Annotated in this window: 24 protein-coding genes; 12 read left to right on the top strand and 12 right to left on the bottom strand. The window is 71.9% G+C overall.

Going from position 1 to position 25888, the window contains the following annotated elements; genetic code table 11:
* Positions 1–50 precede the first annotated feature (50 nt).
* The gene (locus NIE79_RS33210) at positions 51–728 is read left to right on the top strand and encodes a Crp/Fnr family transcriptional regulator (RefSeq protein WP_007466162.1); all 678 of its coding nucleotides are present in this window, start codon (positions 51–53) and stop codon (positions 726–728) included.
* Between the two features lie 111 nt (positions 729–839).
* Positions 840–1583 carry a metallophosphoesterase family protein gene (locus NIE79_RS33215; protein WP_238682324.1) on the top strand — a complete coding sequence of 248 codons (744 nt, stop codon included), beginning with the start codon at positions 840–842 and terminating at the stop codon, positions 1581–1583.
* 240 nt (positions 1584–1823) lie between these two features.
* On the opposite strand, the gene NIE79_RS33220 is transcribed toward NIE79_RS33215, so the two are convergent.
* A complete protein-coding gene (locus tag NIE79_RS33220; RefSeq protein ID WP_238682325.1) occupies positions 1824–2255 on the bottom strand; it encodes a hypothetical protein in 432 nt (143 codons plus the stop codon).
* Between the two features lie 488 nt (positions 2256–2743).
* Between NIE79_RS33220 and NIE79_RS33225 the strand changes: the two genes are divergently transcribed.
* The 8 genes from NIE79_RS33225 (at position 2744) to NIE79_RS33260 (ending at position 13116) form a co-directional block, all read left to right on the top strand.
* On the top strand, positions 2744–3814 hold the full coding sequence (locus NIE79_RS33225) for a hypothetical protein (protein ID WP_238682326.1): 1071 nt from the start codon (positions 2744–2746) through the stop codon (positions 3812–3814).
* A 158-nt stretch (positions 3815–3972) separates the two neighbouring features.
* Positions 3973–4578, top strand: a complete 606-nt coding sequence (locus NIE79_RS33230) for a TetR/AcrR family transcriptional regulator (protein WP_238682327.1) — start codon at positions 3973–3975, stop codon at positions 4576–4578.
* 37 nt (positions 4579–4615) lie between these two features.
* Positions 4616–5413, top strand: coding sequence for a TIGR03084 family metal-binding protein (locus tag NIE79_RS33235; protein WP_238682328.1), 798 nt, complete (start codon positions 4616–4618; stop codon positions 5411–5413).
* Positions 5410–7074: an acyclic terpene utilization AtuA family protein gene (locus tag NIE79_RS33240; protein ID WP_238682329.1), complete on the top strand. Its 1665-nt coding sequence runs from the start codon at positions 5410–5412 to the stop codon at positions 7072–7074. Before NIE79_RS33235 ends, NIE79_RS33240 begins: the two co-directional genes overlap by 4 nt.
* Positions 7071–8267 (top strand): acyl-CoA dehydrogenase family protein, encoded by a 1197-nt coding sequence (locus NIE79_RS33245; RefSeq protein WP_238682330.1) that lies wholly within the window; start codon positions 7071–7073, stop codon positions 8265–8267. Before NIE79_RS33240 ends, NIE79_RS33245 begins: the two co-directional genes overlap by 4 nt.
* The gene (locus NIE79_RS33250) at positions 8264–9865 is read left to right on the top strand and encodes an acyl-CoA carboxylase subunit beta (RefSeq protein WP_238682331.1); all 1602 of its coding nucleotides are present in this window, start codon (positions 8264–8266) and stop codon (positions 9863–9865) included. The genes NIE79_RS33245 and NIE79_RS33250 overlap by 4 nt, the downstream gene beginning before the upstream one ends.
* A gap of 69 nt (positions 9866–9934) precedes the next feature.
* Positions 9935–11929 carry an ATP-binding protein gene (locus tag NIE79_RS33255; RefSeq protein WP_238682332.1) on the top strand — a complete coding sequence of 665 codons (1995 nt, stop codon included), beginning with the start codon at positions 9935–9937 and terminating at the stop codon, positions 11927–11929.
* Positions 11926–13116 carry an acyl-CoA dehydrogenase family protein gene (locus NIE79_RS33260; protein ID WP_238682333.1) on the top strand — a complete coding sequence of 397 codons (1191 nt, stop codon included), beginning with the start codon at positions 11926–11928 and terminating at the stop codon, positions 13114–13116. Before NIE79_RS33255 ends, NIE79_RS33260 begins: the two co-directional genes overlap by 4 nt.
* Before the next feature lie 145 nt (positions 13117–13261).
* Here NIE79_RS33260 and NIE79_RS33265 read toward each other — a convergent pair whose 3' ends face one another.
* Both NIE79_RS33265 and NIE79_RS33270 read right to left on the bottom strand, forming a co-directional pair.
* Positions 13262–14275, bottom strand: coding sequence for a hypothetical protein (locus tag NIE79_RS33265; protein WP_238682334.1), 1014 nt, complete (start codon positions 14273–14275; stop codon positions 13262–13264).
* Positions 14272–14619, bottom strand: a complete 348-nt coding sequence (locus NIE79_RS33270) for a PadR family transcriptional regulator (RefSeq protein ID WP_238682335.1) — start codon at positions 14617–14619, stop codon at positions 14272–14274. The genes NIE79_RS33265 and NIE79_RS33270 overlap by 4 nt, the downstream gene beginning before the upstream one ends.
* A gap of 98 nt (positions 14620–14717) precedes the next feature.
* On the opposite strand from NIE79_RS33270, the gene NIE79_RS33275 reads away from it, so the two are divergent.
* Positions 14718–15152 (top strand): DUF3592 domain-containing protein, encoded by a 435-nt coding sequence (locus tag NIE79_RS33275; RefSeq protein ID WP_238682336.1) that lies wholly within the window; start codon positions 14718–14720, stop codon positions 15150–15152.
* Positions 15153–15175: 23 nt separating this feature from the next.
* On the opposite strand, the gene NIE79_RS33280 is transcribed toward NIE79_RS33275, so the two are convergent.
* Complete coding sequence (locus tag NIE79_RS33280) at positions 15176–16384, bottom strand: hypothetical protein (RefSeq protein WP_238682337.1); 1209 nt, start codon at positions 16382–16384, stop codon at positions 15176–15178.
* Positions 16381–17322: a transporter substrate-binding domain-containing protein gene (locus NIE79_RS33285; protein ID WP_238682338.1), complete on the bottom strand. Its 942-nt coding sequence runs from the start codon at positions 17320–17322 to the stop codon at positions 16381–16383. The genes NIE79_RS33280 and NIE79_RS33285 overlap by 4 nt, the downstream gene beginning before the upstream one ends.
* A 167-nt stretch (positions 17323–17489) precedes the next feature.
* On the opposite strand from NIE79_RS33285, the gene NIE79_RS33290 reads away from it, so the two are divergent.
* The gene (locus NIE79_RS33290) at positions 17490–17831 is read left to right on the top strand and encodes a hypothetical protein (RefSeq protein WP_238682339.1); all 342 of its coding nucleotides are present in this window, start codon (positions 17490–17492) and stop codon (positions 17829–17831) included.
* Here the strand turns inward: NIE79_RS33290 and NIE79_RS33295 are convergent.
* From NIE79_RS33295 to NIE79_RS33325, 7 genes are all read right to left on the bottom strand, one after another.
* The gene (locus NIE79_RS33295) at positions 17818–19314 is read right to left on the bottom strand and encodes a serine/threonine-protein kinase (protein WP_238682340.1); all 1497 of its coding nucleotides are present in this window, start codon (positions 19312–19314) and stop codon (positions 17818–17820) included. The two genes, NIE79_RS33290 and NIE79_RS33295, sit on opposite strands and share 14 nt — an antisense overlap.
* A gap of 30 nt (positions 19315–19344) precedes the next feature.
* Positions 19345–19848 carry a hypothetical protein gene (locus NIE79_RS33300; RefSeq protein WP_238682341.1) on the bottom strand — a complete coding sequence of 168 codons (504 nt, stop codon included), beginning with the start codon at positions 19846–19848 and terminating at the stop codon, positions 19345–19347.
* 215 nt (positions 19849–20063) lie between these two features.
* Positions 20064–23711: an adenylate/guanylate cyclase domain-containing protein gene (locus tag NIE79_RS33305; RefSeq protein WP_238682342.1), complete on the bottom strand. Its 3648-nt coding sequence runs from the start codon at positions 23709–23711 to the stop codon at positions 20064–20066.
* A complete protein-coding gene (locus tag NIE79_RS33310; protein WP_238682343.1) occupies positions 23708–24544 on the bottom strand; it encodes an MBL fold metallo-hydrolase in 837 nt (278 codons plus the stop codon). Before NIE79_RS33310 ends, NIE79_RS33305 begins: the two co-directional genes overlap by 4 nt.
* Before the next feature lie 123 nt (positions 24545–24667).
* The gene (locus NIE79_RS33315) at positions 24668–25129 is read right to left on the bottom strand and encodes a RidA family protein (RefSeq protein ID WP_145789716.1); all 462 of its coding nucleotides are present in this window, start codon (positions 25127–25129) and stop codon (positions 24668–24670) included.
* Positions 25126–25281, bottom strand: a complete 156-nt coding sequence (sp36, locus tag NIE79_RS33320) for a Sp36 family protein (RefSeq protein ID WP_007466198.1) — start codon at positions 25279–25281, stop codon at positions 25126–25128. The genes NIE79_RS33315 and sp36 overlap by 4 nt, the downstream gene beginning before the upstream one ends.
* Before the next feature lie 44 nt (positions 25282–25325).
* The gene (locus tag NIE79_RS33325) at positions 25326–25808 is read right to left on the bottom strand and encodes a hypothetical protein (protein WP_238682344.1); all 483 of its coding nucleotides are present in this window, start codon (positions 25806–25808) and stop codon (positions 25326–25328) included.
* Positions 25809–25888: the final 80 nt, after the last annotated feature.

The raw sequence follows: 25888 nt of genomic DNA on the forward strand, positions 1-25888 counted from the left end.
GCGGACGGCGGCCCCGGCCGACGGACGGCACGCGCAACCGGAGGTGCGCAATGGACGAGGTACTGGCCCGCAGCGGGATCTTCCAGGGTGTTGACCCGGAAGCTGCCGAGGCGCTTGCCAAGGAGATGGAGACGATCGAAGTCCGCAAGGGCGAGATCGTCTTCAATGAGGGCGAGCCCGGTGACAGCCTCTACATCCTGCTGTCCGGGAAGATCAAGGTTGGTCGCCGCGCAGCGGACGGCCGACAGAACCTGATCGCGGTGATGGGGCCGTCGGACATGGTCGGTGAGCTGTCGCTCTTCGACCCGGGTCCGCGTACGGCGACCGCCACCGCGGTGACCGACACCCGGCTGGTGCGGCTGCGTAAGCAGGCGCTGCGGCCGTGGCTCAACAATCGCCCGGAGATCGCCGAGCAGTTGCTCCGGGTGCTCGCCCGGCGGCTGCGCCGGACCAACGACTCGCTCGCCGACCTGATCTTCACGGACGTGCCGGGCCGGGTCGCCAAGAACCTGCTCCAGATGGCGGGCCGCTTCGGCACCCGCGACGGCGGCGTTCTGCGGGTGACCCACGACCTCACCCAGGAGGAGATCGCCCAGCTCGTCGGCGCCTCCCGGGAGACCGTCAACAAGGCGCTGGCCGACTTCGCCTCGCGCGGTTGGCTGCGGTTGGACGGCAAGAGCATCATCATCCTGGACCCGGAGCGCCTGGCCCGTCGCGCCCGCGTCTGAGCAGCACCCGACGTCCCCGCCTGCCGTCACCGACGGCAGGCGGGGACGTTTGCCATCTGCCTGGCGCAGAATCGCTGGCCTCGGGGCGGTGCCGGCGGTGAGGGTGGGGCCATGGTGAACCGAGTTGCGGTGCTCTCCGACATCCATGGTGTCCTGCCGGCGCTGGAGGCCGTACTGGCCGAGCCGGACGTCGCCGCCGCCGATCTGATCGTGCTCACCGGCGACATCGCCGCCGGCCCGCAACCGGTCGAGGTGCTGGACGTGCTCGCCGACCTGCGTGACCGGGTGTGCTGGGTCGGCGGCAATTGCGAACGCGAGCTGGTCGAGGCCCGGGCCGGCCGCCCGGCGTCGATCGAGGTGTCGAACTGGGCCGCCGGGCAGCTGCGCGACGACCAGGTGGCCCGGCTGGCCGCGCTGCCGGCGACGGCGACGCTGGAGATCGACGGCCTCGGGCCGACGCTGTTCTGCCACGCCACGCCCCGCGATGACGAGGAGGTAGTGCTCGTCGACTCCCGGATGGCGCGCTGGGCGGAGGTGTTCGACGGTCTCCCCGCCGAGGTCACCACCGTGGTCTGCGGCCACACGCACATGCCCTTCACCCGGCTGGTCGACCGGCGTCTGGTGATCAACCCGGGCAGCATCGGCATGCCGTACGGGGGCACGGGCGCGTGGTGGGCACTGCTCGGGCCGGGCGTGCAACTGCGCCGCACCGCCTTCGACGTGGACGCGGCCTGCGCCCGGGTGGCGGCCGAGTCGACCTTCCCTGACGCTGCCGCCTGGGCCGACGAGTACCTGCGCTCCCAGCACAGCGACGCCGACGCGCTGACCGTCTTCGGCCCCCGCGACGGCCGCTGACCCGGTCAGCCTCGACCAGACAGTCGCTCCGGTCCACGCTCCGGGCTCAGGCGCGGGTCGGGCACAGGGAACGGCCCTCGCTGCCTGTAGAGCTGCCCCGGATCTGGGGCAGCGCGACTCAGCCGAGACGGCCAGGAGCATCGGCAGTGACCGTCGACGGACGGGCTCCCCACTGGCCCAGGGGTCGGCTCCGGCACTCCGTCGCAGCGCGCGACGGCAGCGACGGAGCCGACCCGGCGATCATCGGCGCGTCGCGCTCCGGTGTGGGCGTGGATCGGTGCCGAACATCCGGGCGGCGATCTCGCCGGCGGCGAAGCCGCCGACACCGGCGCCCGCCACTGCCTCGGTGAGGGTGGCACCCTGCAGGTAGATCACCGCGCCAAAAGCGGCGACGGCGAACGCCACGACGATCGTGGGCAGTGGACCTGCGTCGGCGACGATGCGCCGCGCGACCTGCCCGCCGATGAGGGCGAGGCCGCCCGCACCGATCAGCGACTCGTGCAGGGTGTGGCCGGTCACCAGGAGCCCGGCAGCACCGCCGAGCACCAGGACGACAGTGGCAACCGCGGTCCACGTACCGCTGCTGCGCTGGACCGGCGGGTCCTGGCCCCGCGCCGGTTCACGAGGCGACAGGTCTTCTGTGCCGGCCGGTGGTTCCGCCACACTCGCCATCGGGGCCCCCTAGGGTTGCGGAAGGGACGTCCAACCTCGATCGTGCGCGAAGCCGTGGACGCCCCTGAGCTGTGCCGGCGCGGATGCGTTGGCCCAAAAATGGCACCACGCCTGAGTGGATCTCCAGAAGACGTGAAAGTTCGTGGATGCCGACTTCCCGGTGCCATCTCGACGAACCGGAAGTTCCCACCGGCTGGATTATCGGGAATTTCGAGCTGACCCCGCGGCGAGCCTGCCCGAACACCGTCGTCGGCATCCCGGCGACTTGATCATGCTGGTCGAATTCACCGGCACCCGGAAATTCGAGAATCACTCACTTCCAGCCGCCGGGAAGTTCCCCCGGTCGGCCGAACAACGATCGCAAGCCGGCTGCCCACTCCCCCCGATGGCGGAAGTTGTCCCTTATGGACCGGTCGGTGCCCACGCACACTTCCTTGTAGCCGGAAGTTGACTGCCTTTATCCGGATCACCCCTGTAAACATACGGTCGTGAACACCCTGAGGCCGCCCGTCAACCCTTTGAGCGACGCGCTCCGCGAACTCATCAGGATTCGACATGGCAAGGAGTACGGCTCCATGCGCCGCCTGGCCGACAAGGTGCAGCAGGCCACCGACGGATCAGATCCATACAAGACGATCAGTCGGCAGCTCGACGGCCGACCCAGATGGCAGCTCGTCGAATGGGTTCTCGATCACTGCGCCCCCGATGACGCAGAAGAGGGTTGGCGCGAGCACCACGCCGTACGCCTGGCAGGCATCTACTACGCCGTGCACCAGGAGAGGCCACCGCGCTATACCGGCAAGTTGATCGTCAACGGGGCGGTCGTGGAAGACGCGATCTCCTCACCGGAAGAGGCGCGCGACCCCACCACTCGCGTGCTGCTGCTGCAGGACGAGATCGCCCGGCTCCAGCAGAGCTTCGAACGCGGCGAGGAACTCTCCGCCCAGCTTCGTGATCAGGTCACCGGCCTTCAAGGTCAACTCGATTCGCTGCAGAAGGACTACACCGCCCTCGAATCGACCCACGACGTTTTCCGGCAGACGAAACAGGAACTCGACGGATTGGTCACCACGCTTCAGCAGCGCGTCCGGACCGCCGAGGAGACCGCCGAATCGCTTGAGCGACGCGTACGCAGTGCTCACGAAGAGGCGATCTTCAGCCAGGCAGCCCTGGAACAGAAGAAAATCGAGCATCAGGAGCTGGAGCAGCGCGAGTTGCAGACACGCGTGGATCTGGCCGAAGCACGCGACATCGCCGACCGGCGCTACCACGAGCTCGACGACTACCGGAAGGAGTCCGACGAGGCCCAGCACCGACTCCGCACCCAGATCGTCAACCTTCAGCGGGACATCGTCGAACTCCGGGAGCGGTTTCAGGGGCTCGACTCCCGCACGCCGAACCGACCGCCACCCTCGCCCACGCCTCCGACCGTCACCACTCCGTCTCCCTCCCGACCTCCGGCAGCCGACACCCCGAAACCACGGCAGGCCGGTCACGATGGCCGACGAGGCCCCGAGTACGACTGGATGGGCGAGGACGACCAGAACTTCTTCACCTGAGGGCGGGGCGGCCTCCGCCGGCGACGTCGGCACCCGCCCCATCCGTGGGGCAGCTCTACAGGAGCCGTTGCACACAGACCCCGTCCAGCTCCACCGCACCGAACAACACAGAAAAAGTCAGTCTTGACTGTTTGTTTCTCAGGCCGCAGGCTGTTCGCGTGTCTCCCGCATCGACGCGCGTCCCTCAGCAGGAACGCAGCCGCGCCACCCAGGCCCGGCTGCTGGAGGCGACCGTCGACTGCCTGATCGAGCACGGCTGGTCCGGCACCACGACCACAGTCGTCGCCGCGCGGGCCGGTGTCTCGCGCGGAGCGCAGCTGCACCACTACCCCACCAAGGCCGCACTGGTCACGGCTGCCGTGGCCCACCTCGCCGAGCGGCGGGCCGACGAGTTGCGCACCGAGGCCGAGGCGCTGCCGGCTGGCCCGCAACGGTTGGACCGGGTCGTCGACCTGCTCGCCGTGGCGTTCACCGGGCCGCTGTTCGTGGCCGCGCTTGAGCTGTGGGTCGCCGCCCGCACCGATCGGGAGCTGCGGGACGCCCTGGTGCCGCTGGAGGCGACGGTCGGGCGGGAGATGCACCGGCTCACCGTCGCCCTGCTCGGTGTCGACGAGCGTCGACCCGGTGTCCGCGAAGCGGTGCAGGCCACGCTCGATCTGCTCCGTGGGCTCGGGGTGGCCAACCTGCTCAGCGACGATTCCGCCCGTCGGGCCGCCCTGTTGACCACCTGGAAGCGCCAGCTCGCCACCCTGCTCACGCCCTGACCGCCGGCCGCAGCGGCCACCACCGACCGGAGGCACCATGGTCGACCTCAGCGACCTGCTCACGGACCTGGCCGACGAGTCCGCCCAACTGGACGCCCTGGTGGCGCCACTGCCTGTAGCCGACTGGGCGAGCCCGACCCCCGCGCCGGGCTGGAGCGTCGGGCACCAGATCGCTCACCTCGCCTGGACCGACCACGTCGCGCTGTTGGCCGCGACCGATCCCGAGGCGTTCTACGCGACTGTCACCGCCGCACCGGACGTGACCCGACTCGTCGACGTCGGCGCCGAGGAGTTCCTCGCCCCGCCGGCCGAGCTGCTCGCCCGCTGGCGGGCCGGGCGAACCGCGCTCGTCGACGCACTGGCCGCCGTTCCGGCCGGGGGCAAGCTGCCCTGGTACGGCACCCGGATGTCGGCCACCTCGATGGCCACCGCCCGGATCATGGAGACCTGGGCGCACGGCGCGGACGTGGCCGACGCCCTCGACGTGGTCCGCCCCGACAGCGACCGGCTTCGGCACGTGGCGCACCTGGGCGTGCGTACCCTCGGGCACGGTTTCGCCGCGCACGGCCGGGAGGCACCGACGGCACCGGTCCGGGTCGAGCTGGTCGGGCCCGGCGGGGAGACGTGGAGTTGGGGTCCGACGGACGCCGCCGACCGGGTCACCGGCCCGGCTCGGGACTTCTGCCTGCTGGTCACCCAGCGCCGACACCGCGCGGACCTCGCTCTGGTCGCCACCGGGCCGGTCGCTGACGAGTGGCTCGACGTGGCCCAGGCCTTCGCCGGGCCGCCGGGTGACGGCCGGCGGCCGGCCGGCCGGAACGGGGTACGGGCATGATCCGCATCGGCAACGCCTCCGGCTTCTACGGTGACCGGTTCACCGCCTGGCGGGAGATGCTCGACGGCGGTGACCTGGATGTGCTGACCGGCGACTACCTGGCCGAGTTGACCATGCTGATCCTCGCCCGGGACCGCCTGCGCGACCCCGACCTGGGCTACGCGAAGACGTTCCTGCGGCAACTGGAGACCTGCCTCGGCACCGCCCTCGACAGTGGGGTGCGGATCGTGACAAACGCCGGCGGGCTGAACCCGGCCGGCCTGGCCGCCGCCATCGAGAAGCTCGCCCACCGGCTCGGGCTGCCGACCCAGGTCGGGTACGTCGAGGGCGACACGATCCAGCGACCGGACGCGTTGAGCGCCAACGCCTACCTCGGCGCGTTCGGGATCGCGGCCTGCCTCGAAGCCGGTGCGGACGTGGTGGTCACCGGCCGGGTCACCGACGCGTCGCTGGTCGTCGGCCCGGCCATCGCCCGGTACGGGTGGGGCCGCGACGACCTCGACGAGCTGGCCGGGGCCACCGTCGCGGGGCACCTGGTCGAGTGCGGCGCGCAGGTCACCGGCGGCAACTTCAGCTTCTTCACCGAACTGCCCGACGGCGGTCACCGGCCCGGGTTCCCGATCGTCGAGGTGCACAGCGACGGCTCATCGGTGGTCACCAAGCATCCGGGCACCGGTGGGGCGGTCACAGTGGAGACGGTCACCGCCCAACTGCTCTACGAGATCGGCGGACCCGCGTACCTCGGGCCGGACGTGGTGACCCGACTGGACTCGGTGACACTGCGCCCCGACGGGCCGGATCGGGTCCGGGTCGCAGGCGTTCGGGGCACGCCGCCACCGCCCACGCTGAAGGTGGGCGTCAACAACCTCGGCGGCTTCCGCAACTCGATGACGTTCGTCCTCTGCGGGCTGGACATCGAGGCGAAAGCGGCCCTGGTCCGTGGGCAGGTCGAGGAGGCGGTGGGCAAGGACGGGCTGGAGTTCACGCTGGCCCGGACCGACCATCCGGACGCCGCCGACACCGAGGCCGCCAGCGCCCTGCTGCACGTACACCTGCGCGACGGCGACAAGGCGCGGGCCGGGCGGGCCTTCTCGGCCGCCGCCGTGGAGCTGGCTCTGGCCTCCTACCCGGGCTGCACGCTGACCACGCTGCCCGGTGACGCGACACCGTACGGCGTCTTCACCGCCGACGCGGTGCCACAGGACGCGGTGGCGCACGTCGCGGTGCTGCCCGGCGGCGAGCGGGTGCCGATCGCACCGCCGATCCGCACCGCCCCCGCCACGCGGGACGAGTCGAGCCCGGGTGGTGAGGCGGCGGTCGACGGCCCGACCCGGCGCGGGGCGCTCGGCGAGGTGGTCGGCGCACGCTCCGGAGACAAGGGCGGGGACGCGAACCTCGGTGTCTGGGCGCGAACCGATGCGGGGTATGCGTGGCTGCGGACCTGGCTGACGGTCGAACGGCTGGCCGAGCTGGTGCCGGAGACCGCGCCGCTGACGGTACGGCGCTACGAACTGCCGAACCTGCGCGCCGTCAACTTCGTGATCGAGGGCCTGCTCGGCGCGGGCGTGGCCGCGTCCACCCGGTTCGACCCGCAGGCCAAGGCGCTCGGCGAACTGCTGCGCGCCCGGGTCGTCGACCTGCCGACAGCGGCATCCCGATGAGCATCGTGGACACACCGGAGCGCCGGCAACTGCGCGAGCTGACCCGGGCGTTCGTGACCCGGGAGGTGTTGCCGCACCTGGACGACTGGGAGCGGGCCGGCGAGGTGCCCCGGGCGCTGCACGCGACCGCCGCGAAGCTCGGCCTGCTCGGCATCGGCTTTCCGGAGTCGGTCGGTGGCAGCGGCGGTGACCTGCTCGACTCGATCATCGTGACGGAGGAGCTGATCCGATCGGGCGGCTCGTCCGGGCTGGTGGCGGCCCTGTTCACGCACGGAATCGCGTTGCCGCACATGGTCGCCGCGGCCGGTGCCCGCACCGGTGGCTCGCTGGGCGGTCGGCTCGGCGGTCTCTCGTCCCCCGGTGACGAGAGCCTGATCGAGCGGTACGTGCGGCCCACGCTGTCCGGGACGATGATCGGCGCGCTGGCCATCACCGAGCCGGACGGCGGATCGGACGTGGCCGGCATCCGCACGACAGCCCGTCGCGACGGCGACCACTACGTGGTGAACGGGTCGAAGACGTACATCACCAGCGGGCACCGGGCCGACTTCGTGACCACCGCGGTGTGTACCGACTTCCCCGGCAGCGGCGAACTCACCCTGCTGGTCATCGACAAGGAGTCGCCCGGGTTCACAGTGGGACGCCGGTTGGAGAAGCTGGGCTGGCACTGCTCGGACACCGCCGAACTGTCCTTCGCTGGCGTGCGGGTGCCGGTCGCCAACCGGATCGGCGCGGAGAACACCGGCTTCCTGGCGATCATGCAGCACTTCGCGGCGGAGCGGCTGTCGCTGGCGACGCAGGCGTACGCGACAGCGCAGCGCTGCGTCGAGTTGGCGGTGCGCTGGTGCCGCGACCGGGAGACCTTCGGGCGTCCGCTGGCCAGCCGGCAGTTGATCCGGCACCGGTTGGCCGAGATGCACACCCGGGCCGAGGCGGCCCGGTCGTACGTGCACGAGGTCGCGGGTCGGGTCGCGGCCGGCGAGCCGGTGGTGACCGAGGTGGCGATGGCGAAGAACGTGGCGGTGGCCGCCTGCGACCACGTCGTCGACCAGGCGTTGCAGTTGCACGGCGGCTTCGGCTACCTGCGCGACGCCGAGGTGGAGCGGCACTATCGCGACGCGCGGATCCTCGGCATCGGCGGCGGCACCACCGAGATCATGAACGAGATCATCGCGAAGGGCATGGGCCTATGACCACCTTGGACAGCGCTGTCGACCCGTCCGCTCCCTCGTACCTGGCGAACCGGGCGGCGTTGCGGGAGCGGTTGACCGAGTTGGACGCCGCGCTGGACCAGGCACGGGCGGGTGGTGGCGAGAAGTACGTGACCCGGCACCACGCCCGCGGCAAGCTGCTCCCCCGGGAGCGGATCGAGCTGCTGGTCGACGCCGACAGCCCTTTCCTGGAGCTGTCGCCGGTCGCCGCGTACGGCTCCGACTTCCCGGTCGGGGCCAGCGTGGTCACCGGCATCGGGGTGGTCGAGGGCGTGGAGTGCCTGATCGTCGCCAACGACCCGACGGTACGGGGCGGCGCGGTCAACCCGTGGTCCCTCGCCAAGACCCGACGGGCCGGCGAGATCGCCCTTGCCAACCGGTTGCCCATGGTCAACCTGGTGGAGTCGGCCGGGGCGGACCTGCCCACTCAGGCGGAGATCTTCATCCCCGGTGGTCGGGTGTTCCGTGACCTCACCCGGCTCTCGGCTGCCGGCATCCCCACTGTCAGCGTGGTCTTCGGCAACGCCACTGCCGGCGGCGCGTACGTGCCGGGGATGTCCGACCACGTGATCATGATTCGGGACCGGTCACAGGTCTACCTGGCCGGTCCGCCGCTGGTGAAGATGGCGACCGGCGAGGTCACCGACGACGAGTCGCTGGGTGGCGCGGCGATGCACGCCGGCACGTCCGGGCTCGCCGACTACCTGGCCGCCGACGAACGGGACGGCATCCGGCTGGCCCGGCAGTGCGTTCGCCGGCTGAACTGGCGCAAGCAGGGCCCGTCGCCGCGGACGGCGGTGCCGCAGCCGCCGAAGTACGACCCGGAGGAGTTGCTCGGCATCACCAGCGCCGACCTGAAGGTGCCGTTCGACCCTCGGGAGGTGCTGGCCCGGATACTCGACGGCAGCGACTTCGACGAGTTCAAGCCGGCGTACGGGGACGCGTTGGTCACCGGTTGGGGCGAGCTGCACGGGTACCCGGTGGGGGTGCTGGCGAACGCTCGGGGGGTGCTGTTCAGCGCGGAGGCGCAAAAGGCGGCCCAGTTCATCCAGCTCGCGAACGCCTCGGACACCCCGTTGATCTTCTTGCAGAACACCACCGGCTACATGGTCGGCACCGAATACGAGCAGCGCGGCATCATCAAGCACGGCGCCCTGATGATCAACGCGGTGTCGAACTCGACGGTGCCGCACCTGACGGTGAACCTGGGCGCCTCCTACGGGGCCGGCAACTACGGCATGTGCGGCCGGGCGTACGAGCCGAGGTTCCTGTTCACCTGGCCGAACGCGAAGTCGGCGGTGATGGGGCCGGCGCAGCTCGCGGGGGTGCTGTCGATCGTGGCCCGGCAGGCGGCTGCCGCGCGGGGGCGCGACTACGACGAGGATTCCGACGCGGCGATGCGAATGATGGTCGAGCAGCAGATCGAGTCGCAGTCCGGTGCGCTCTTCCTCTCCGGCCGGCTCTACGACGACGGGGTGATCGACCCTCGGGACACCCGGACCGTCCTCGGGCTCTGCCTCTCGGCGATCCACAACGGACCGGTGAAGGGCGCCGACGGTTTCGGCGTCTTCCGGATGTAGACCGTGAGCGCGAGGAACGCAGCGAAGCGGAGTCCCGCAGTCGCGAACGAAAGGCAGGCTCAGGGCACCATGATCACTAGACTGCTCGTGGCCAACCGGGGCGAGATCGCCCGTCGGGTCTTCGCCACCTGCCGAACGCTCGGCGTGCAGACCGTCGCCGTGCACTCGGACGCGGACGCCGACGCGCCGTTCGTGGCCGAGGCCGACCAGGCCGTACGCCTGCCGGGGAGTTCGCCGACCGAGACGTACCTGCGGGTCGACCTGATCCTGGACGCGGTCCGCCGCAGCGGCGCGGACGCCGTCCACCCCGGGTACGGGTTCCTCGCCGAGAACGCCGAGTTCGCGGCGGCGGTGACCGACGCCGGTCTGACCTGGGTCGGGCCGCCGGCCAAGGTGATCGCCGCGATGGGCGACAAGCTGGCGGCGAAGGCGCTGCTCGCCGAGGCCGGTGTGCCGATGCTGCCGAGTTGGACCGACACCGACGAGATCGCGGACTTCCCGGTGCTGGTGAAGGCGTCCGCCGGCGGTGGCGGCCGGGGCATGCGGATCGTCCGGGCCGCCGACGAGCTGGCCGAGGCAGTGGCCTCCGCGCGCCGCGAGGCGGCTGCCGCGTTCGGCGACGGCACTGTCTTCATCGAGCGGTACGTCGAGCGCGGCCGGCACGTCGAGGTGCAGATCTTTGGTGACGCGCACGGTCGAGTGGTGGCCCTCGGCGACCGGGAGTGCTCGATCCAGCGGCGGCACCAGAAGATCGTCGAGGAGGCGCCGGCTGTCGTTCCGGACCGGGTGCGGACGGCGTTGCACGGGGCGGCGGTGGCCGCCGGACGCGCTGTCGACTACCTGGGCGCGGGCACCGTGGAGTTCCTGCTCGCCCCGGGTGGCGAGTTCTTCTTCCTGGAGATGAACACCCGACTTCAGGTCGAGCACCCGGTCACCGAGTTGTGCACCGGGCTGGACCTGGTGGGGTTGCAACTGCTCGTCGCCGAGGGTGAGCCGTTGCCGGTGGCCCTGCCGGCGAGCACCGGGCACGCGATCGAGGTACGCCTCTGCGCCGAGGACGCGGCGGCGGGTTGGCGGCCGGCCACCGGGACCCTGCACAGGTTCAGCGTCGGCGCGGTGGCGACCGAGTTCGGCGGACTGGCCGGGCCGGGCCTGCGACTCGACTCGGGTGTGCTGGCCGGCTCGGTGGTCGGGGTGCACTACGACTCGATGCTCGCGAAGGTGATCGCCTGGGGTCGTACCCGCGCGGAGGCGACCCGGCTGCTGGCCGGCGCGCTGGCCCGGGCCGAGCTGCACGGGGTGACCACCAACCGGGACCTGCTGGTCCGGGTGCTGCGCAGTCCCGCGTTCGCCGCCGTGGAGATCGACACGGGTTTCCTGGACCGGCACACGGAGGTCTTCGCCCCGCTGCTCCCCGCCGACCGGCTGCCGATCACCGCCCTCGCCGCGGCGCTGGCCGCTGCCGCCCAGCGCCGGGCGACAGCGCCGGTGCTCGCCGGGCTCCCCTCCGGCTGGCGCAACGTGCCCGCCGTTTCCCAGACCACACGCTTCGTCGGGCCGGACGGCGAGGAGATCGAGATCCGCTACCGGCTGGACCGGACCGGCCGGCTCGCCGACTGGTCCAGCACGCCGACGAAGGAAGCCGCTGAATCAGCGGGAGCCTCCGACGTGGCGCTGGTGGAGGCCACCCCGGATCGGGTGGTGCTCGACGTCGACGGGGTTCGCCGCCCGTACCGCGTACACCGGGCGGGGTCGGCTGTCTTCGTGGACGGCCCGGACGGGGCGGCGAGCCTGGTCGAGCTGCCACGTCTTCCGCTGCCCACCGCGGCGGTGGCAGCCGGGTCGCTGCTCGCGCCGTTGCCCGGCGTGGTGACCCGGGTGCACGTCGAGGTCGGCCAGCGGGTCGCGGCCGGCGATCCGCTGCTCACGCTGGAAGCGATGAAGCTGGAACATCCCGTGCTCGCCCCGATCGACGGCGTGGTCGCCGAGCTGCCGGTGCCGACCGGCGGTCAGGTGCAGACGGGCGCCGTGTTGGCCGTTGTCGACGAAAAGGACCCCCGATGACCTTCGACCTCACCCCCGAGCAGGACCAGCTGCGCGACGCCGTGCGGGCGTTGGGCCGCCGGTACGGCCACTCCTACTTCGTCGAGAAGGCGAGGGCCGGCGAACACACCACCGAACTGTGGGCGGAGGCCGGACGGCTCGGCTACCTGGGGGTCAACATCCCCACCGAGTACGGCGGCGGGGGCGGCGGCATCACCGAGCTGGCCATCGTCTGCGAGGAGTTGGCGGCGGCGGGTTGCCCGCTGCTGCTGCTGGTGGTCTCCCCCGCCATCGCGGCGACAGTGCTCAGTCGGCACGGCACCGAGGAGCAGCGCAAGCGGCACCTGCCGGGCCTCGCCGACGGCTCCCAGAAGATCGTTTTTGCGATCACCGAGCCGGAGGCCGGTTCCAACTTCCACCGGCTCGGCACCGTGGCTCGCCGCGACGGGAACGGCTGGCTGCTGAACGGCCGCAAGTGCTACATCTCCGGCGTCGACGAGGCCGGTCACGTGCTGGTGGTGGCCCGTGTCGCCGTCGATGACGGCCCAGCCGGTTCAGCGGATGCGTCTGCGCAGAAGCTCAAGCCGGCGCTGTTCCTGGTGCCGACCGACGCGGCCGGGCTGACCAGGTCCAAGCTGGACATGGAGATCGTGTCCCCGGAGAACCAGTTCCTGCTCTACCTGGACGACGTGCGGGTGCCCGCCGACGCGCTGCTCGGCGAGTCGCTGGACGCCGGGCTGCCGGCCCTCTTCGCCGGGCTCAACCCCGAGCGGATCACGGTGGCCGCCATGGGCGCCGGCACCGGCCGCTACGCCATCGAACGGGCCAGTGAGTACACCGCCACCCGCAAGGTCTGGGGTGGTCGGAGCATCGGCTCGCACCAGGGGGTGTCGCACCCGCTGGCACACGCGGCGGTGCAGGTGGAGCTGGCCCGCCTCATGATCCAGAAGGCGGCCACCCTGTACGACGCCGGCCGTGACCTGGAGGCCGGGGTCGCCGGCAACATGGCCAAGTACGCGGCCGGGGAGGCCGCCGCGCTCGCCGTGGACACCGCCGTGCAGGTGCTCGGCGGCGCCGGCATGACCACCGAGTACGGGGTGGCGACCCTGCTCGGCGCGGTCCGGGCCGGCCGGATCGCCCCGGTCAGCCGCGAGATGATCCTCAACTTCGTGGCCCAACACGTCCTCGGTCAGGACAAGTCGTACTAAGCCTGCAGACGGGCGGGCCGAGCCGGCCCGCCCGGCCGTTGATCGACTCGGCTTCCTGGGTTCCGGGGTGTCCGAGAGCCAGTGACACCCCGATTTCCAGGGAGCCGAGTCGATCAGCCGCTCGGCCGCGTGACGCGCGGCCTCCTCACGCGCCTTGTGTGCCCGAGCGCTCCCGCTGGTGCAGGATCGCCACTGCCACCGCGAAGAACAGCGTGGGCGCCAGCACCAACACCAGCCACTGCGCCGGGGTGAGCGCAGCGAGCACACCGTCGTGGGTGGGACGCTTCAGGATCGTCCCCGTGCTGCTGAACCCCACCCGGGTGAGCAGCAGCGTGACGCCCACCGGAACCACAAGCGCGAGCAGGCGTCGCCGCAACACCGCCGGCGTCGACAGGATGACAAGGGCGAAGAGCAGGTATCCCGCAGTCAGCAGGATCGCCTCGATCCGGCCGACGCCGACGGTGAAGATCCACGTGCCGTAAACGGGAGTCGTCGAGTCATCAGCACCAGTCACCTGGGCGATGCTCGGAGCACCCACGCTGACCAGCGTCGCCGCCGCCAGCGTGCCGAGCCGCCAGCGCGCGAGCGAAGCCGTGGCGGAACGGGGAGCATGGACGGCGAGCACCAGCGGGACCATCGCGGCGAGCACGGCGGGCCAGAGATTGCGCACCGTGGAATATTGCCCGTAATCCTCGGCGACCCGCACCACCTCGAACGCCGCGCAACAGACGGCGATCGCGGCTGCTGCCCGGCCCCACCCGAACACGGCCGACACCGCCACGGTGAGCCACAGCAGCGCCACGAAACCGACCGGCCAGAGGACGAACGGTTCTCCCAACCCCTCGGGATAGCCGTCCGCGAACATGGCGAGGTGCAGCACCGGAACGCGCGCATCCCGCACGAACAACATCAACGCGGCGATCAGGCCGAGCGCCTGTGCCGCCTCCCGCCACGCATTGCCCGAGAATCGCGCACCAGCCTGGCGGACATGCGCGTGCAACGCCCCGCCGAGCAGGGCGAGCACGTCCCGCGCCGCCGGCCTGCGCTGGCCCGGTGACGCGTCGTCCAGCAGCACCCCGATCAGCTCGTCCTCGTACTGCCGACGGTAGGCGCGGGGATAACAGGCCATCAGCCACCGGTAACCGTGTTCCAACGTCATGCCGCACCCCCGTCGACGATGAGACCGGCGCGGCGCAGTCGCACGCTCGCCGCGTCGGCGTTGCTCCGCAGACGCGCCGACTCTTCGGCCAGGCGTTGCGCCCCCGACGCCGTGAGTCGGTAGTAGCGGCGCAACCTGGACTGCACCTGCTCCTCGCGTTCGATGTCGATGAGGCCCTCGGTCCGCAGCCGGTCGAGGGCCGCGTAGAGGGTGCCGGCGCGCAGGTCGACCCGCCCATCGGAGATCTGGCGGACCTCCTCGAGGACGGCGTAACCGTGCCGTGGAGCCTCGACGAGTGCGGTGAGGATCAGATAGGTGGACTCATGCATGGAAGCCTTCGCCATCGTCGCAGCATATACCGTCCGACTGCATATACGGCCACGCCTCTCACCGCGATTCGTATCGTGTTTACCGGCCCGCCCAGCCGGACAAGGGAGGCGGCATGGATCTGCTGCGAACCCGTCGCCCGCCGGCACTGTTCGCCGGGCTCGGCCTCGTCGTCGTCATCGGCTTCGCCATCGCCGCCTGGACGGTGTGGAGCAACGACAAGGCGCTTCAGGATCGGGGGGTGGAGGCCACCGCCCAGGTCGTCAAGGTCAACAAGGGCCGCATCCACGTCGAGTTCGAGACCCCGGACGGGCGGCGGGCGCAGACGCTCGTCGGTCAGGGCGACGAGCCACCGGGTGCCGCTCCGGCGGTGGGCGACGAGATCCCGATCGTCTACGACCCGCAGGACCCGGAGGCGGAGGTGGCCGACCGCCGCGCTCCGCAGAACCACCGCATCGCCTACCTGCTCGCCGGGGTCGCGGCCTTCGCGGCGGTCAGCGTGCCGCTGGCCACCGTCGCGCTCGTGCGGGCCAACCGTCGGGCACGGTAGCCGCTGCTCTCCTCGGACAGGCGTCAGGCAGGGGTACGGCAGGCGGCGTCGATGCGGTGGACCGGGCGCACCCGACGCCCCATGCCCTCCAGCAGCGAATCCTCGACGTGGAAGTCGTGAATGCGCAGTTGGTGGCGGGGCAACTCCTCCTCGCTCGGGCAGAGCACCTGGGCGCGGACCAGACCGACCGGAACGTACCGGACGCCGCCCTGCTCCTGAAGGATCACCATGTTGACGTCGTCGGTGGTGACCACGTGCCCGCGTACGTCCTCAGTGGGACCACTCTCCGGGCCCACTGTGGTGACTGTCAGCGGCAACACCGGTGTGGTGATCACCGGCACCGCAGCCCAGATCAGGGTGGCCAGCACCGCCACCTCGGTCACCGACGCCAGCGGTCGGATCACCATGCCCGGCAGCGGCCCCGCGATGAACAGGGCCAGCAGCGGAGGCACCACGATGAGCACCAGCACCAGCCACTCGTCGCCCTGCCGCATCGCATCGCGCAACGTGGGCAGCATCAGCCAGCCGTACCCGGCCAGCAGCGCGCCGATCAGCAGCAGCCGAGGCACCACCCGGTCGTGCAGCCGCCCCGGGCGCAGTTGGAACGCGGCCACGAACGCCGTCAACAGCAGCGGAAGGTAGAGCAACGGCCAGGTGATCAGGGCTAGCAGGAAGCTCGCCAGCACCACCCAGGCCGGGGTGATGTCGGCCCAGCGGGCGAAGAGCGGGCGGCGACGGGTGCCCGGCGGAAGTCGATCCGCGCTGACCGCCAGCACCGCGCCGAGCGCGAAGACCGCGACCAGCCCGGTGGAGAGCAGCCGGGCCGCCGTGGTCAGGAACCCGGCGAGCAGATTGACCGGCCCGACGTTGGCCACCAGCAGCAGCGTGGTCTGGAGCTCCCCGCCGGCCTCCACACCGAGGCGGAGCACCGAGAAGATCGCCGGCACGCCCACCACTGCCGTCCAGAACGACTGACTGGCGCGGGCGCGCCGCTCGGCCGGATCCCAACGGACCCGCCCGGGCTCGACCTCGGCGACGACCGGCTCGGCCGGTTCGGCGACCGGCACGGCGGCCGGCCAGGCACCATCACCTTCAGCGCCGGCCGCTGGACGATCGACGGCCGTCGACGCTGCGGCCGTACCGTCGATTGTCGACGCGGCGCCGCCGGGCACTGACGTGCGGGGCGGCGGGACCGGCCCGTCGCCGCCGGTGGCGGTCGGCGCCGCGCTCACTTCGCGGGCGCCTTGTCGTCGAAGTCGACGAGCTTCGGCACCTCCAGCGGCTGCGGCTGGCGCTTCTCGGCCTTCAGCCAGGGGCCCAGGGTCCGGTTGTACGCGGTCTGCCAGGGGGTCGCCTGATCGTCGCGCCCCTGCTGGTAGCTCTTCTGCAGGAAGAACGCGACCAGGTCGCGCAGTGCGGGATCACCGATCGGCACGCCGATGCCCAGCAACTCGCTGGTGCCGAAGGGCATGTCGACGATCTCGAACTCCTTCGGGTGCCGTGCCAGGAAACCGGCGAGGATCGTCTCGTCGGAGCTGACCGCGTCGTAGCGGCCCGTCCGGATGCCGGCGACGCAGTCCCCAACGGTCTTCACGACCAGCGCCTTGACCTGGTGGCTCCCCAGCTCGGCCTCGGAGGTGGAGCCGCCGCTCGTGCAGATCTTGTAGTCCGGGTTACGGAGGTCCTCAATCGTGCTGATCTTGCCTTTCAGCCGGGCCGGCACCATCACCTCCTGGGTGGTGACGAAGTACGGCCCGGCGAAGCTCACCACCTTCTTGCGCTCCTCGGTGATGGAGAAGCTGGACACCACGAGGTCGACAGTCCCGCCCTGTAGTGCGGGGATCCGTTCCTCGGTGGCCACCGGTACGAACTCCAACCGCTGATCCCCCTCGTAGCCAAGGGAGGCAGCGATGTACCGGGCGATCTCGACGTCGAAGCCGACCGGCTTGCCATTGCGCAGCTCGCTCATCAACGGCTCGTTGGTGGCGACACCGACCCGCAGTTTCGACTGACCGTAGATGTGCGTCTCGCGCATCTTCTCCTGCACGGAAGGCAGGTCCGGTTCCTTCCGGCTGTCGCACCCGGCCGCGGCGGCGAGCACGAGAGTGAGAGCGACCGCCAGCGTCGACGCGATCGACCGGAGCCGGGACTGCGAACTGCCTGAGTTCATGGGCGACCTCGCTGCCGGAAGAGCCTGCGGAACACCGAGAGTAGCCGTTCTTGTCGAATCCGTGTGGGTGCGGTGATCCATGTCGAGGGGCCGCTCGGATCGACGTCCATCGGCGCGGCGGTCGGCTCTGCGGTTGACAGCCGGCCTCGTCACGACATGCTGGACGGGTGAGCCGATTGTCCAGACCCGATGCGCGCACTGTCGCTGTGCTCGCGGCGCTGGGAGCCCTCGCGCCGCTGGTCATGCTGATCGTGTGGCGCCGACAGGACCTCCTCGGCGTGGTTCTCGCGCTACTCTGCGTGCTCATGACCATGATTGCCGGGGTGGCGGTCTCCGCCGCGCGTCAGGTCGACGATCCCGAGCCGGCGGACCGGTCGGCAGCCGTCGGGCCGCCCGAGCTGATGCCGTACGGGATCGACGCGGACACCCTCGACGCCCTGGACCCCCGGGACGCGTTGCGTGCGGTGCGTGACCGCCGACGCGGGTCGAACGGGCTCAGCGGCCGGTGAGCGTGGGTGCGGAGAGCGCGTCCACACCGCGCCCTGCCAGACACCGGTAGGCCCGGTCGATGCTCCCGTCGACCGGCGGCAGCACCTCCAGGTGCCAGCCGGTCGCCTCGGCGATCCCGGTGGTCAATGTGAACGTCGTGGCGCTGCACACCTGACGCACCGGCTCAGCGGCGGCCACCTCGTCGTAGTCGGCGCCGACCAGCGACACCGGCAGGATGCCCTCGGCGTACGTCTCCCAGGTGTGTCGGCCAGCGCAGGACAGCCGAGCCGCCTCGGCGCGGCTGCCGCGGATCCGCATCGGGCCGAAGCACTCCAGCTCGGGCAGGCACCGGGCACCCTCGGGCAGGGCGGTGGGCGCACCGGTGCCGGTCGCGCAGCCGGGCAACGGCCCGGTCGCCGGTGCGGCGATCTGGGTGGCCGACGGGTACGGGGCGGGTGGTGGCGCCCGGTCGGCGACCCAGGCCCCGGCGGTCGCGGAGGCGGCGAGCGCGAGCACCCCGGCGCCGCCAAAGAGCCAGCGCCGCCAACGCCGACCGGCGGGGACCGCTCGCTGAGTGTCCTCGATGGGCGATCGGGGCACCGGCTGGCTGGCCGCGTACGGGCCGGAGAGCGTCGCGGCACCGCCGATCGGAGCGCCGCTGACCGGTGTCGCCGGCGAGCCGAGGGGCAGGCTGGTGAGCATGTCGTGCAACTCCAGGGCGGAGGGGCGCTCGCCCGGATCGTTGGCCATGCCCACGCGCAGCACGTCGATCAGCTCATCGGGCACCCCGGGCAGGGCGGGAAGCGGCTGGTTGAACATCTCCAGCACGGTGACCAGGCTGGGATTGCGCTCGGACTGCCAGCGCGGCGGCCGGCCGTGCATCACCGCGTAGAGGGTGGCGCAGAGCGCGTACACGTCGACGGCCGGCGACGGCGGGCTGTGGCTGAACATCTCCGGCGGCGCGTACGCCGGGGTGAGCACCTCAAGGGTGACCGAGGCGTCCCGGTGCTCGGCGAGGACGGCGAGCCCGAAGTCGGCGAGCACCGCCGAGTTGAAGGGCGAGTAGAGGATGTTTGCCGGTTTCACGTCCCGGTGCAGCACCCCGGCCGCGTGCGAGTGGGCCAGCGCGTCCGCGATCTTGATGCCGAGGTCGCGGGCCTCCACCGGGCCGAGCGGCGAGGTGCGCATCCGTTCGGCGTACGAGCCGTCGCAGAGCTCCATGATCAGGTAGGGGTGCTGATCGACTGTGACCCCCACGTCGAAGAGGTCCACCACGTGCGGGTGGGACGACATCCGGCCGGCCGCGCGCGCCTCGCGCAGGAACCGCGCCTGATCCCGCTCGCTGTCCAGCGTCCGGTTCTCCACCTTGACGGCGACCTCACGACCCACGGAGATCTGGGTGGCCTGGTAGACGGTCGCGTACCCGCCCCGGGCAAAGACCCGCAAATCAGTCAGGCCGGGCACGATCGGCACTGGCAGGCCGCCGGTCGGGGTGTCGGTCACCGCTCGAAAATACCCAACCCGACCGATGGCTCAGCGCGCCGCGTCCGCCGGAGCCGCACCGGTGGGACCGGTACCCTCCTCGGCGACCGCAGTCGTCCCGGCACCCTCGGACGATCCGACCCCGCCGGCCGGGATGCCCCGGCGGGCGTCCAGACGCAGACCGATGGCGGTGGCCACGGCGCCCAGCCCTTCCCACGCCGCCACCCCGAAGAACCGGTCGGGAGCGATGTCGGCCAGCACCGCGATGGTGAACACTGTGAACGTGACCAGTCGGAAGACCACTGTGAACCGGTAGAACGCCCGCCACTCGGTCACAGTGGCGAGCAGGTAGTAGACGCCCATGTTGAAGGCCGCCATCGAGGACGCCAGCAGGAACGTCCCGGTGTGGTCACCGACGGCTCGCGTCGCCGGCACCTCGAACCCGAGCATGCGGAGCTGCGCCTCCGGCCAGAGCAGCCCAACCGCGCCCATCACCAGCGCCAACACGCCGAAGACCGCGATGGTCCAGCCCGCGATGGATCGCGGCAGCTTCATGAAGGGCCTCCCCAGGCACGGCGACGGTCACCACTGTGGACCCGTACGCGGTGGTGACACGCTAGCCGCTCACCCCGACCACCACATCCCCAGAACCGGCAAACTGCCCGCCCTGCTTCACGTTGATCAAGAGATTTCGGTCATCGACATCCCGATTCCTGACGCAAACCTCTTGATCAACAGCGGAGGGTGAGGGGTGGGGCAGGGGTGGGGGGTTAGACCAGGGCGGTCAGGCGGGTGTGGAGGGCGTCGGCCGCGGCGCGTTCGCTGCGCTGCTCGGTGGCGTACGCCAGGCGGACCGCCTCCTGCGCACAGGACAGCGCCTCCGCCGGGCGACCGCAGGCGGCCAACGCCTCGGCCAGCACACTCGCCGCGATCACCTGGCTGCGCACGTCCTCGGCCGGTGCGGTGACCGCCCGGCGGGCCCAGTCCAACGCCTGCTCCCGCTGACCGTGCGCGAGCAGCGCCGCAGCGTACTGGGCCATCGTCTGGCGGCGGGAGAAGAGCAGCGAGGGTGCGTTCGCGGCGGCCGTGGCCACCGGGGCGAGCAGCCCGACCGCCGTCGCCGAGTCGCCAGCGGCGAGACGGGCCGTCGCCAGCAACACCCGCGGTGCCACCTGCGCCGGGGCCTGCGGGTTGTGCGGCTCCACTGCGGTCAACACCGAGCGGGCCACCCGCTCCGCCGTCTCGCAGTCGCCCATGTCCAACGCGACGAAGCCGCGCAGTGTGCCCGCCATCCCGGTGAGCAGCGGATGCGAGGTGCGCTCCGCGTACGCCAGAGCGTCGGTGAGCAGGTCGGCCGCGTGCTCCGGCTCGCCCAACCCGCGCGCCACCACAGCCCTGACCACCAGGGCGAACCCACGCCCCCAGTCGTCGGAAGCGGCGGCGAACTCCCGGTACGCCCGCCGGGCCTCCCGGTCCGCCTCGGCCAGGTCACCCAGCTCGGCCGTGGCGAACGCCGCGACCGCGCGCAACGTGCCCACCGCCCACGCCTCACCGACCCGCTCGCCGAACGGCAGGAACACCTGCGCCATCCGACACGCCTCGCGCAGCCGGCCGGCGAGCAGCCGGGCGAACGCCGTGGTGCCGCGCAGCCAGGCCCGCCCGTACGGGTCCTTCAACTCGGCGAAGAGCCGGGCGGCCCGGCCGAGCACCGCGTCGGTGCCGGCGAAGTCACCCCGGGTGGTGGTCACCCAGGCCAGATTCTGTAGGGACCACGCCTGCCCGCGTCGGTCCTGTGCGCCGAGGCTGACCTGGTACGCGGCCGCCAACCGGCTGCTCGCCTGACTCAGCCGCCCCGCCACGAAGTCGGCCATGCCGAGCCGGCGCATCGCCGTGGCGCGCTGCGTGGGCAGCCGGCCCTCGGTGGCCACCTGCAACGCCTCCTGCCAGGCGGTCACCGCCCGGCCCTGGTCGCCGAGGGTCTCCTGGGCCTGCCCCGCCAACAGCAGGGCGCTGACCCGGGTGACCTCGTCCCCCGCGTTCGCGGCGATCTTCTCGGCGTACGCCAACGCGTCGGAGACCCGGCCGACCTGGAGCAACGCCCGCGCGTGCACCACCCGATCGGCCGCCGGCACCCCGTCGCGGGCCAGTTCGGTGGCGCGCTCGGCGTACTCGACGGCCATTGCCGGCTCACCGGCGGAGAGCGACCGGCGGGCGGCCCGACCGAGCGCGGCGACGCCGAGCGGAACCACCGCCCGGGCCGGAGCGTCCGGGCGCAGCTTCACCGCGTCGGCGAGCGTGGCGGCCCGCTCGACGTGCGTCGCCACGAAGTCGTCCCGGGCCTCGTCGGTGAACCCGCCCACAGTGCTGGGCGTGGTCTCGTCCGCCGGCGCCGCCCAGCGGGCCAGCGCGGCGTGCCGCTCGGCCAACTCGGCCTTGCTCACCCCGGCGTACGCGGCCTCGCGCATGAGCGGTGTGGCGAACGAGTAGCCGGCACGCGAGCGGTGCAGCATGCGGCGTTGCAGCAACTCCTCGACCGCCCGGTCGAGCTCGACAGCGACCACTGCCGACGGCCGGCCGTCGCGACCGCCGCGCTGCTCCCGCATCGCCTCCAACGCGCCGGTCGGCACCGTGTCACCGGTGACCGCGGCGTCGCGCAGCACCGACCGGGCGTCCGGCGGCAACGCGTCGATCCGGGCCGCCAGCACGGCGGCGAGGTCCCGGGAGAGCAGGCGGCTGCCCAGCGAACCGGGCACCAACCGCCAGCCGGTCGACCCGCTCTGCTCCCGTTCGCCGGGGCCAGGCCGCTCCGCGGCGGCACCCCGCGCCGAGGCCGGGCCGCGCACCGATTCGGTGGTGAGCGCGCCCCGCTCGATCAGCAGGGTGACCAGCTCGGCCAGGTAGAACGGATTGCCCTGCGCGGTGGCGAGCAACCGGTCGGTGTCGGCCTGCGGCAGCTTGCCGCCGCCGAGGTACGTCGTGAGCAGCCGGGCCGCGTCGGCACCGCGCAGCGGCGGCAACGAGTGCACCTCGGCGTCCGCGACCCGGGTCAGCGCGCCAGCGGTACGCACCAGCTCGGGGCGGCCGAGCAGCAGCACCAGCACCGGGCCGGTGAGCCTGGACAGGGCCAACCCGAGGGCTTTGATCGTCTCGGCGGTGGCGTCGTGCAGGTCGTCCACCACGATCACCAGCGGCGCCTCCGAGGCGAGACCGCTGAGCAGGTCGGCGACCGCGTTCGGCACCACCTCGGCGTCCGCGGCCGGGATGCCCGATCCGCCCCACTCGCCGCTGTCGGTGCCGCCGTGCGCCGGGAGTTCGGCGTAGCCGAGCAGGGCGAGCAGCTGCTCCGTGGCGATCGGCGGTGTATCCGCACCGGAGCGGGCCAGCCGCTGCCCGAGCCGGCGCAGCCGCTCCTCGACCGCCGGGCGGGTCAGCGCTGTGGACGCGTCGCTGGGCAGACCGACGGCGGCGCGCACCAGGTCGGCCAGGGGTGCCAGCCGTCGCCGCTCCCCGAAGGCGGCACAGCGCACCGAGAGCACGCGGGCCCCGGTGTGCGCCGCGTACCGGCCGGCACCGACGTCGTACCCGGCGGCGAGGCGCTCCACCTCGGCGGCGAACCGGGACTTGCCGATCCCCGCCTCGGCGGTCATCAGCAGCACCCGTGGGTCGCCCTGGTCGATCACCTCGGCGAGCCGACCGGCGACCCGACCGATCTCCGTCTCCCGGCCGACGTACGGCGCTTCGTCGCCGAGCCCCGAGCGGGTGCCCGGCGCGTCCAGGAGACCCAGCAGCTCGTACGCCTCGACCGGCTCACGCTTGCCCTTGAGCCGCAGCGGACGCAGCGCCCGCCAGGAGGCGACGTGTCTGGTGGCCGCGGCGGTGCGTCCACCGGCGTAGACGGCTCCCACAGCGGCGGCGTCGGCGAGCCGGGCCGCGGTGTTCACAGTGTCGCCGATCACCGTGTACTCGATGGCGGCCTGGATGCCCGCGATCACGTCGCCGGTGTTCAGCCCAACCCGCAGCCCGAGCGGCGCGCCGCCGCCCCGCTCGTCGTCGAGCACCCGGCGGACGGCCCGTTGCATGGACAGGGCGGCCCGGACGGCGCGTTCGGCGTCGTCCTCGTGCGCCACCGGGGCGCCGAAGACCGCCATGATGCCGTCGCCGGTCAGCTTGTCGACGTGCCCGCCGAACGTCTTCACCGCACCGGCGAGGGCGGCGAGCACCCGGTCGGTGACAGCGCCGACCCGTTCCGGGTCGAGGTCCTCCGACCAGGAGGTGAACTCGGAGAGGTCACCGAAGAGCACTGTGACCACCCGGCGCTCGGCCGCCGGCAACGTGGCGGCGGCCGGCAGGGCGGCGCCACAGTTGTGGCAGAACCGCGCACCGGGAACGGCAACGGTTCCACACACGGGGCAGGTCACATGTGCTCCAACCCACTGACCCCCGGCGCGGATTCCCCGGTGTCGACGCCCAGATACTCCAACTGGGCCCGGACCGACCATTCGGCCGCCCACCAGAGCGAGCGGTCCACGTCCGCGTAGACCGCCGCCACCACGTCGGCGGGGGTGTGGGCACCGGCGGCGACCGCCGCCCGGACCTGGTCGAGCCGGGCCCGACGGTGGGCGAGGTAGAAGTCGGCAGCGGCGGCGCAGTCGGCCAGCGCCGGGCCGTGTCCGGGCAGCGCCGGGATCCCCCGGTACGCGGACAGCAACTCCAGGCTGCTCAGGTAGTCACCGAGGTGCCCGTCGGGGTGGGCGACCACTGTGGTGCCCCGGCCGAGGATGGTGTCACCGGTGAGCACCACCCGCTGGTCGTCGTGTTCGACCAGGAAGCAGACCGAGTCGGCGGTGTGCCCCGGGGTCTCCAGCAGACGCACCGTCAGGCCGAAGCCGCCGAAATGCTCGCCCGGCGCGGTCAGCGGCTCGCCGCCGATGGTGTGCGCCGGGTCGACGGCGAGCACGTGCACGCCGCCGAGCAGCTCACTCAGCCGGGCCGCGCCCTCGGTGTGGTCGGCGTGGCCGTGGGTGATCAGGATCAGCCCGACCGGGCCGTGCTCGGCGATGCGGGTCAGGTGCCCCTCGTCGGCCGGCCCCGGGTCGACCACGATGCCGGACTCGGCCGCCGGGGCGCGCAGCACCCAGGTGTTGGTGCCGTCGAGGGTCATTGGCCCCGGGTTCGGCGCACGCAGCAGTGAAACCCAGCGGGGCAGCTCGTCGGCAAGCGCCGCCACCGCCCCCGTCACGTGCCCGCTCATGGCTGCGATCGTACGACCCCGCCCGCCACACCCCACGATCTTGCACTTGCGGCCCCTGATTCATCCCCGTTCAGGGCTTTCGTCCGAGCAGAAAGTGCAAGATCGCGGAGCGGAGGGGACGCGTCAGGCGACCTCGACGATCAGCTCGATCTCCACCGGGGCATCCAGGGGCAGCTCGGCCACGCCTACCGCGCTGCGTGCGTGGCGGCCGGCCTCCCCGAAGACGGTGCCGAAGAGGTCGGAGGCACCGTTGATCACGGCGGGCTGACCGGTGAAGCCGGGCGCGGAGGCCACGAACCCGGTCACCTTGACCACCTTGACCACGTTCTCCAGGCCGACCAGCGAGTCGACAGCGGCCAGCGCGTTCAGCGCGCACCGCTGGGCCAGATCCTTCGCCTGCTCGGCGGAGATCCCGGCGCCGACCTTGCCGGTCGCCAGCAACTTGCCCTCGGCCATCGGCAACTGGCCGGAAACGTACACGTGCTGCCCGGACTGCACGGCCGGGACGTAGCTGGCCACCGGTGGCACGACCTCGGGCAGTTCGAGGCCCAGCTCGGCGAGCTTCGCGTGCGGACCGTTGCTCACGCCTTGGGCCGCTTCAGGTAGGCGACCAGCTGGTCCGGATTCGGGCCGGGGACCACGGCGACGAGCTCCCACCCGTCCTCGCCCCAGTTGTCGAGGATCTGCTTGGTCGCGTGGACCAGCAGCGGGACCGTGGAGTATTCCCACTTCTGCATCGCTGAAGGGCTCCCTCTTGGTGCGGAATTGTTCGAGGGACAGCCTACGGTCCGCTGGCCGGACGAGGTACGGGACGCTGCTCCGGCGCGGCCGGCAGCTCCCCGCAGCGCCCTTCGTGCTCGTACCCCTGAGGGCAGCGGGACCGGTCGGGCAGCAGCAGGTCACAGAAGACCCGGTGCCGGTTGTTCTGGTCGTCGGCGTTGGAGACGGTGGTCTCGCCGGCGTCCAACTCGGGCAGGAAGCCCAGGGACACCGCGACCCGACCGGCCAGAACTGTCGCCGCCGCCAGATTCGGCACCCGGATCGGCAGGTGGATGACGAAGCCCGGCTCGTCGTCCTCGCGGGTCCGCTCGGCGGGCTGGCTCGGCACCCGGGACGTCTCCGCCTGCTCCGGCATCCGGCGGTACGACCGTTCGTTGATCGGCTGGTTGGTGACCTGCCCGCCGGCCTCGACCACGGACCCGACCCGGCGGGGCCGGTCGTTCGTCGGGAACTGGGTGCGAGGGATGTTGTCCGCGTCGCGCATGTACTGCCTCCGGTCGTACCTCTCGGACCATGCTTCCGGCCCGGACCCATTCGTCCGTTCCGGCCCCCGCACCGGGACGA

The organism is Micromonospora trifolii, assembly GCF_022229005.1.
GTDB classification, from domain to species: domain Bacteria; phylum Actinomycetota; class Actinomycetes; order Mycobacteriales; family Micromonosporaceae; genus Micromonospora; species Micromonospora trifolii.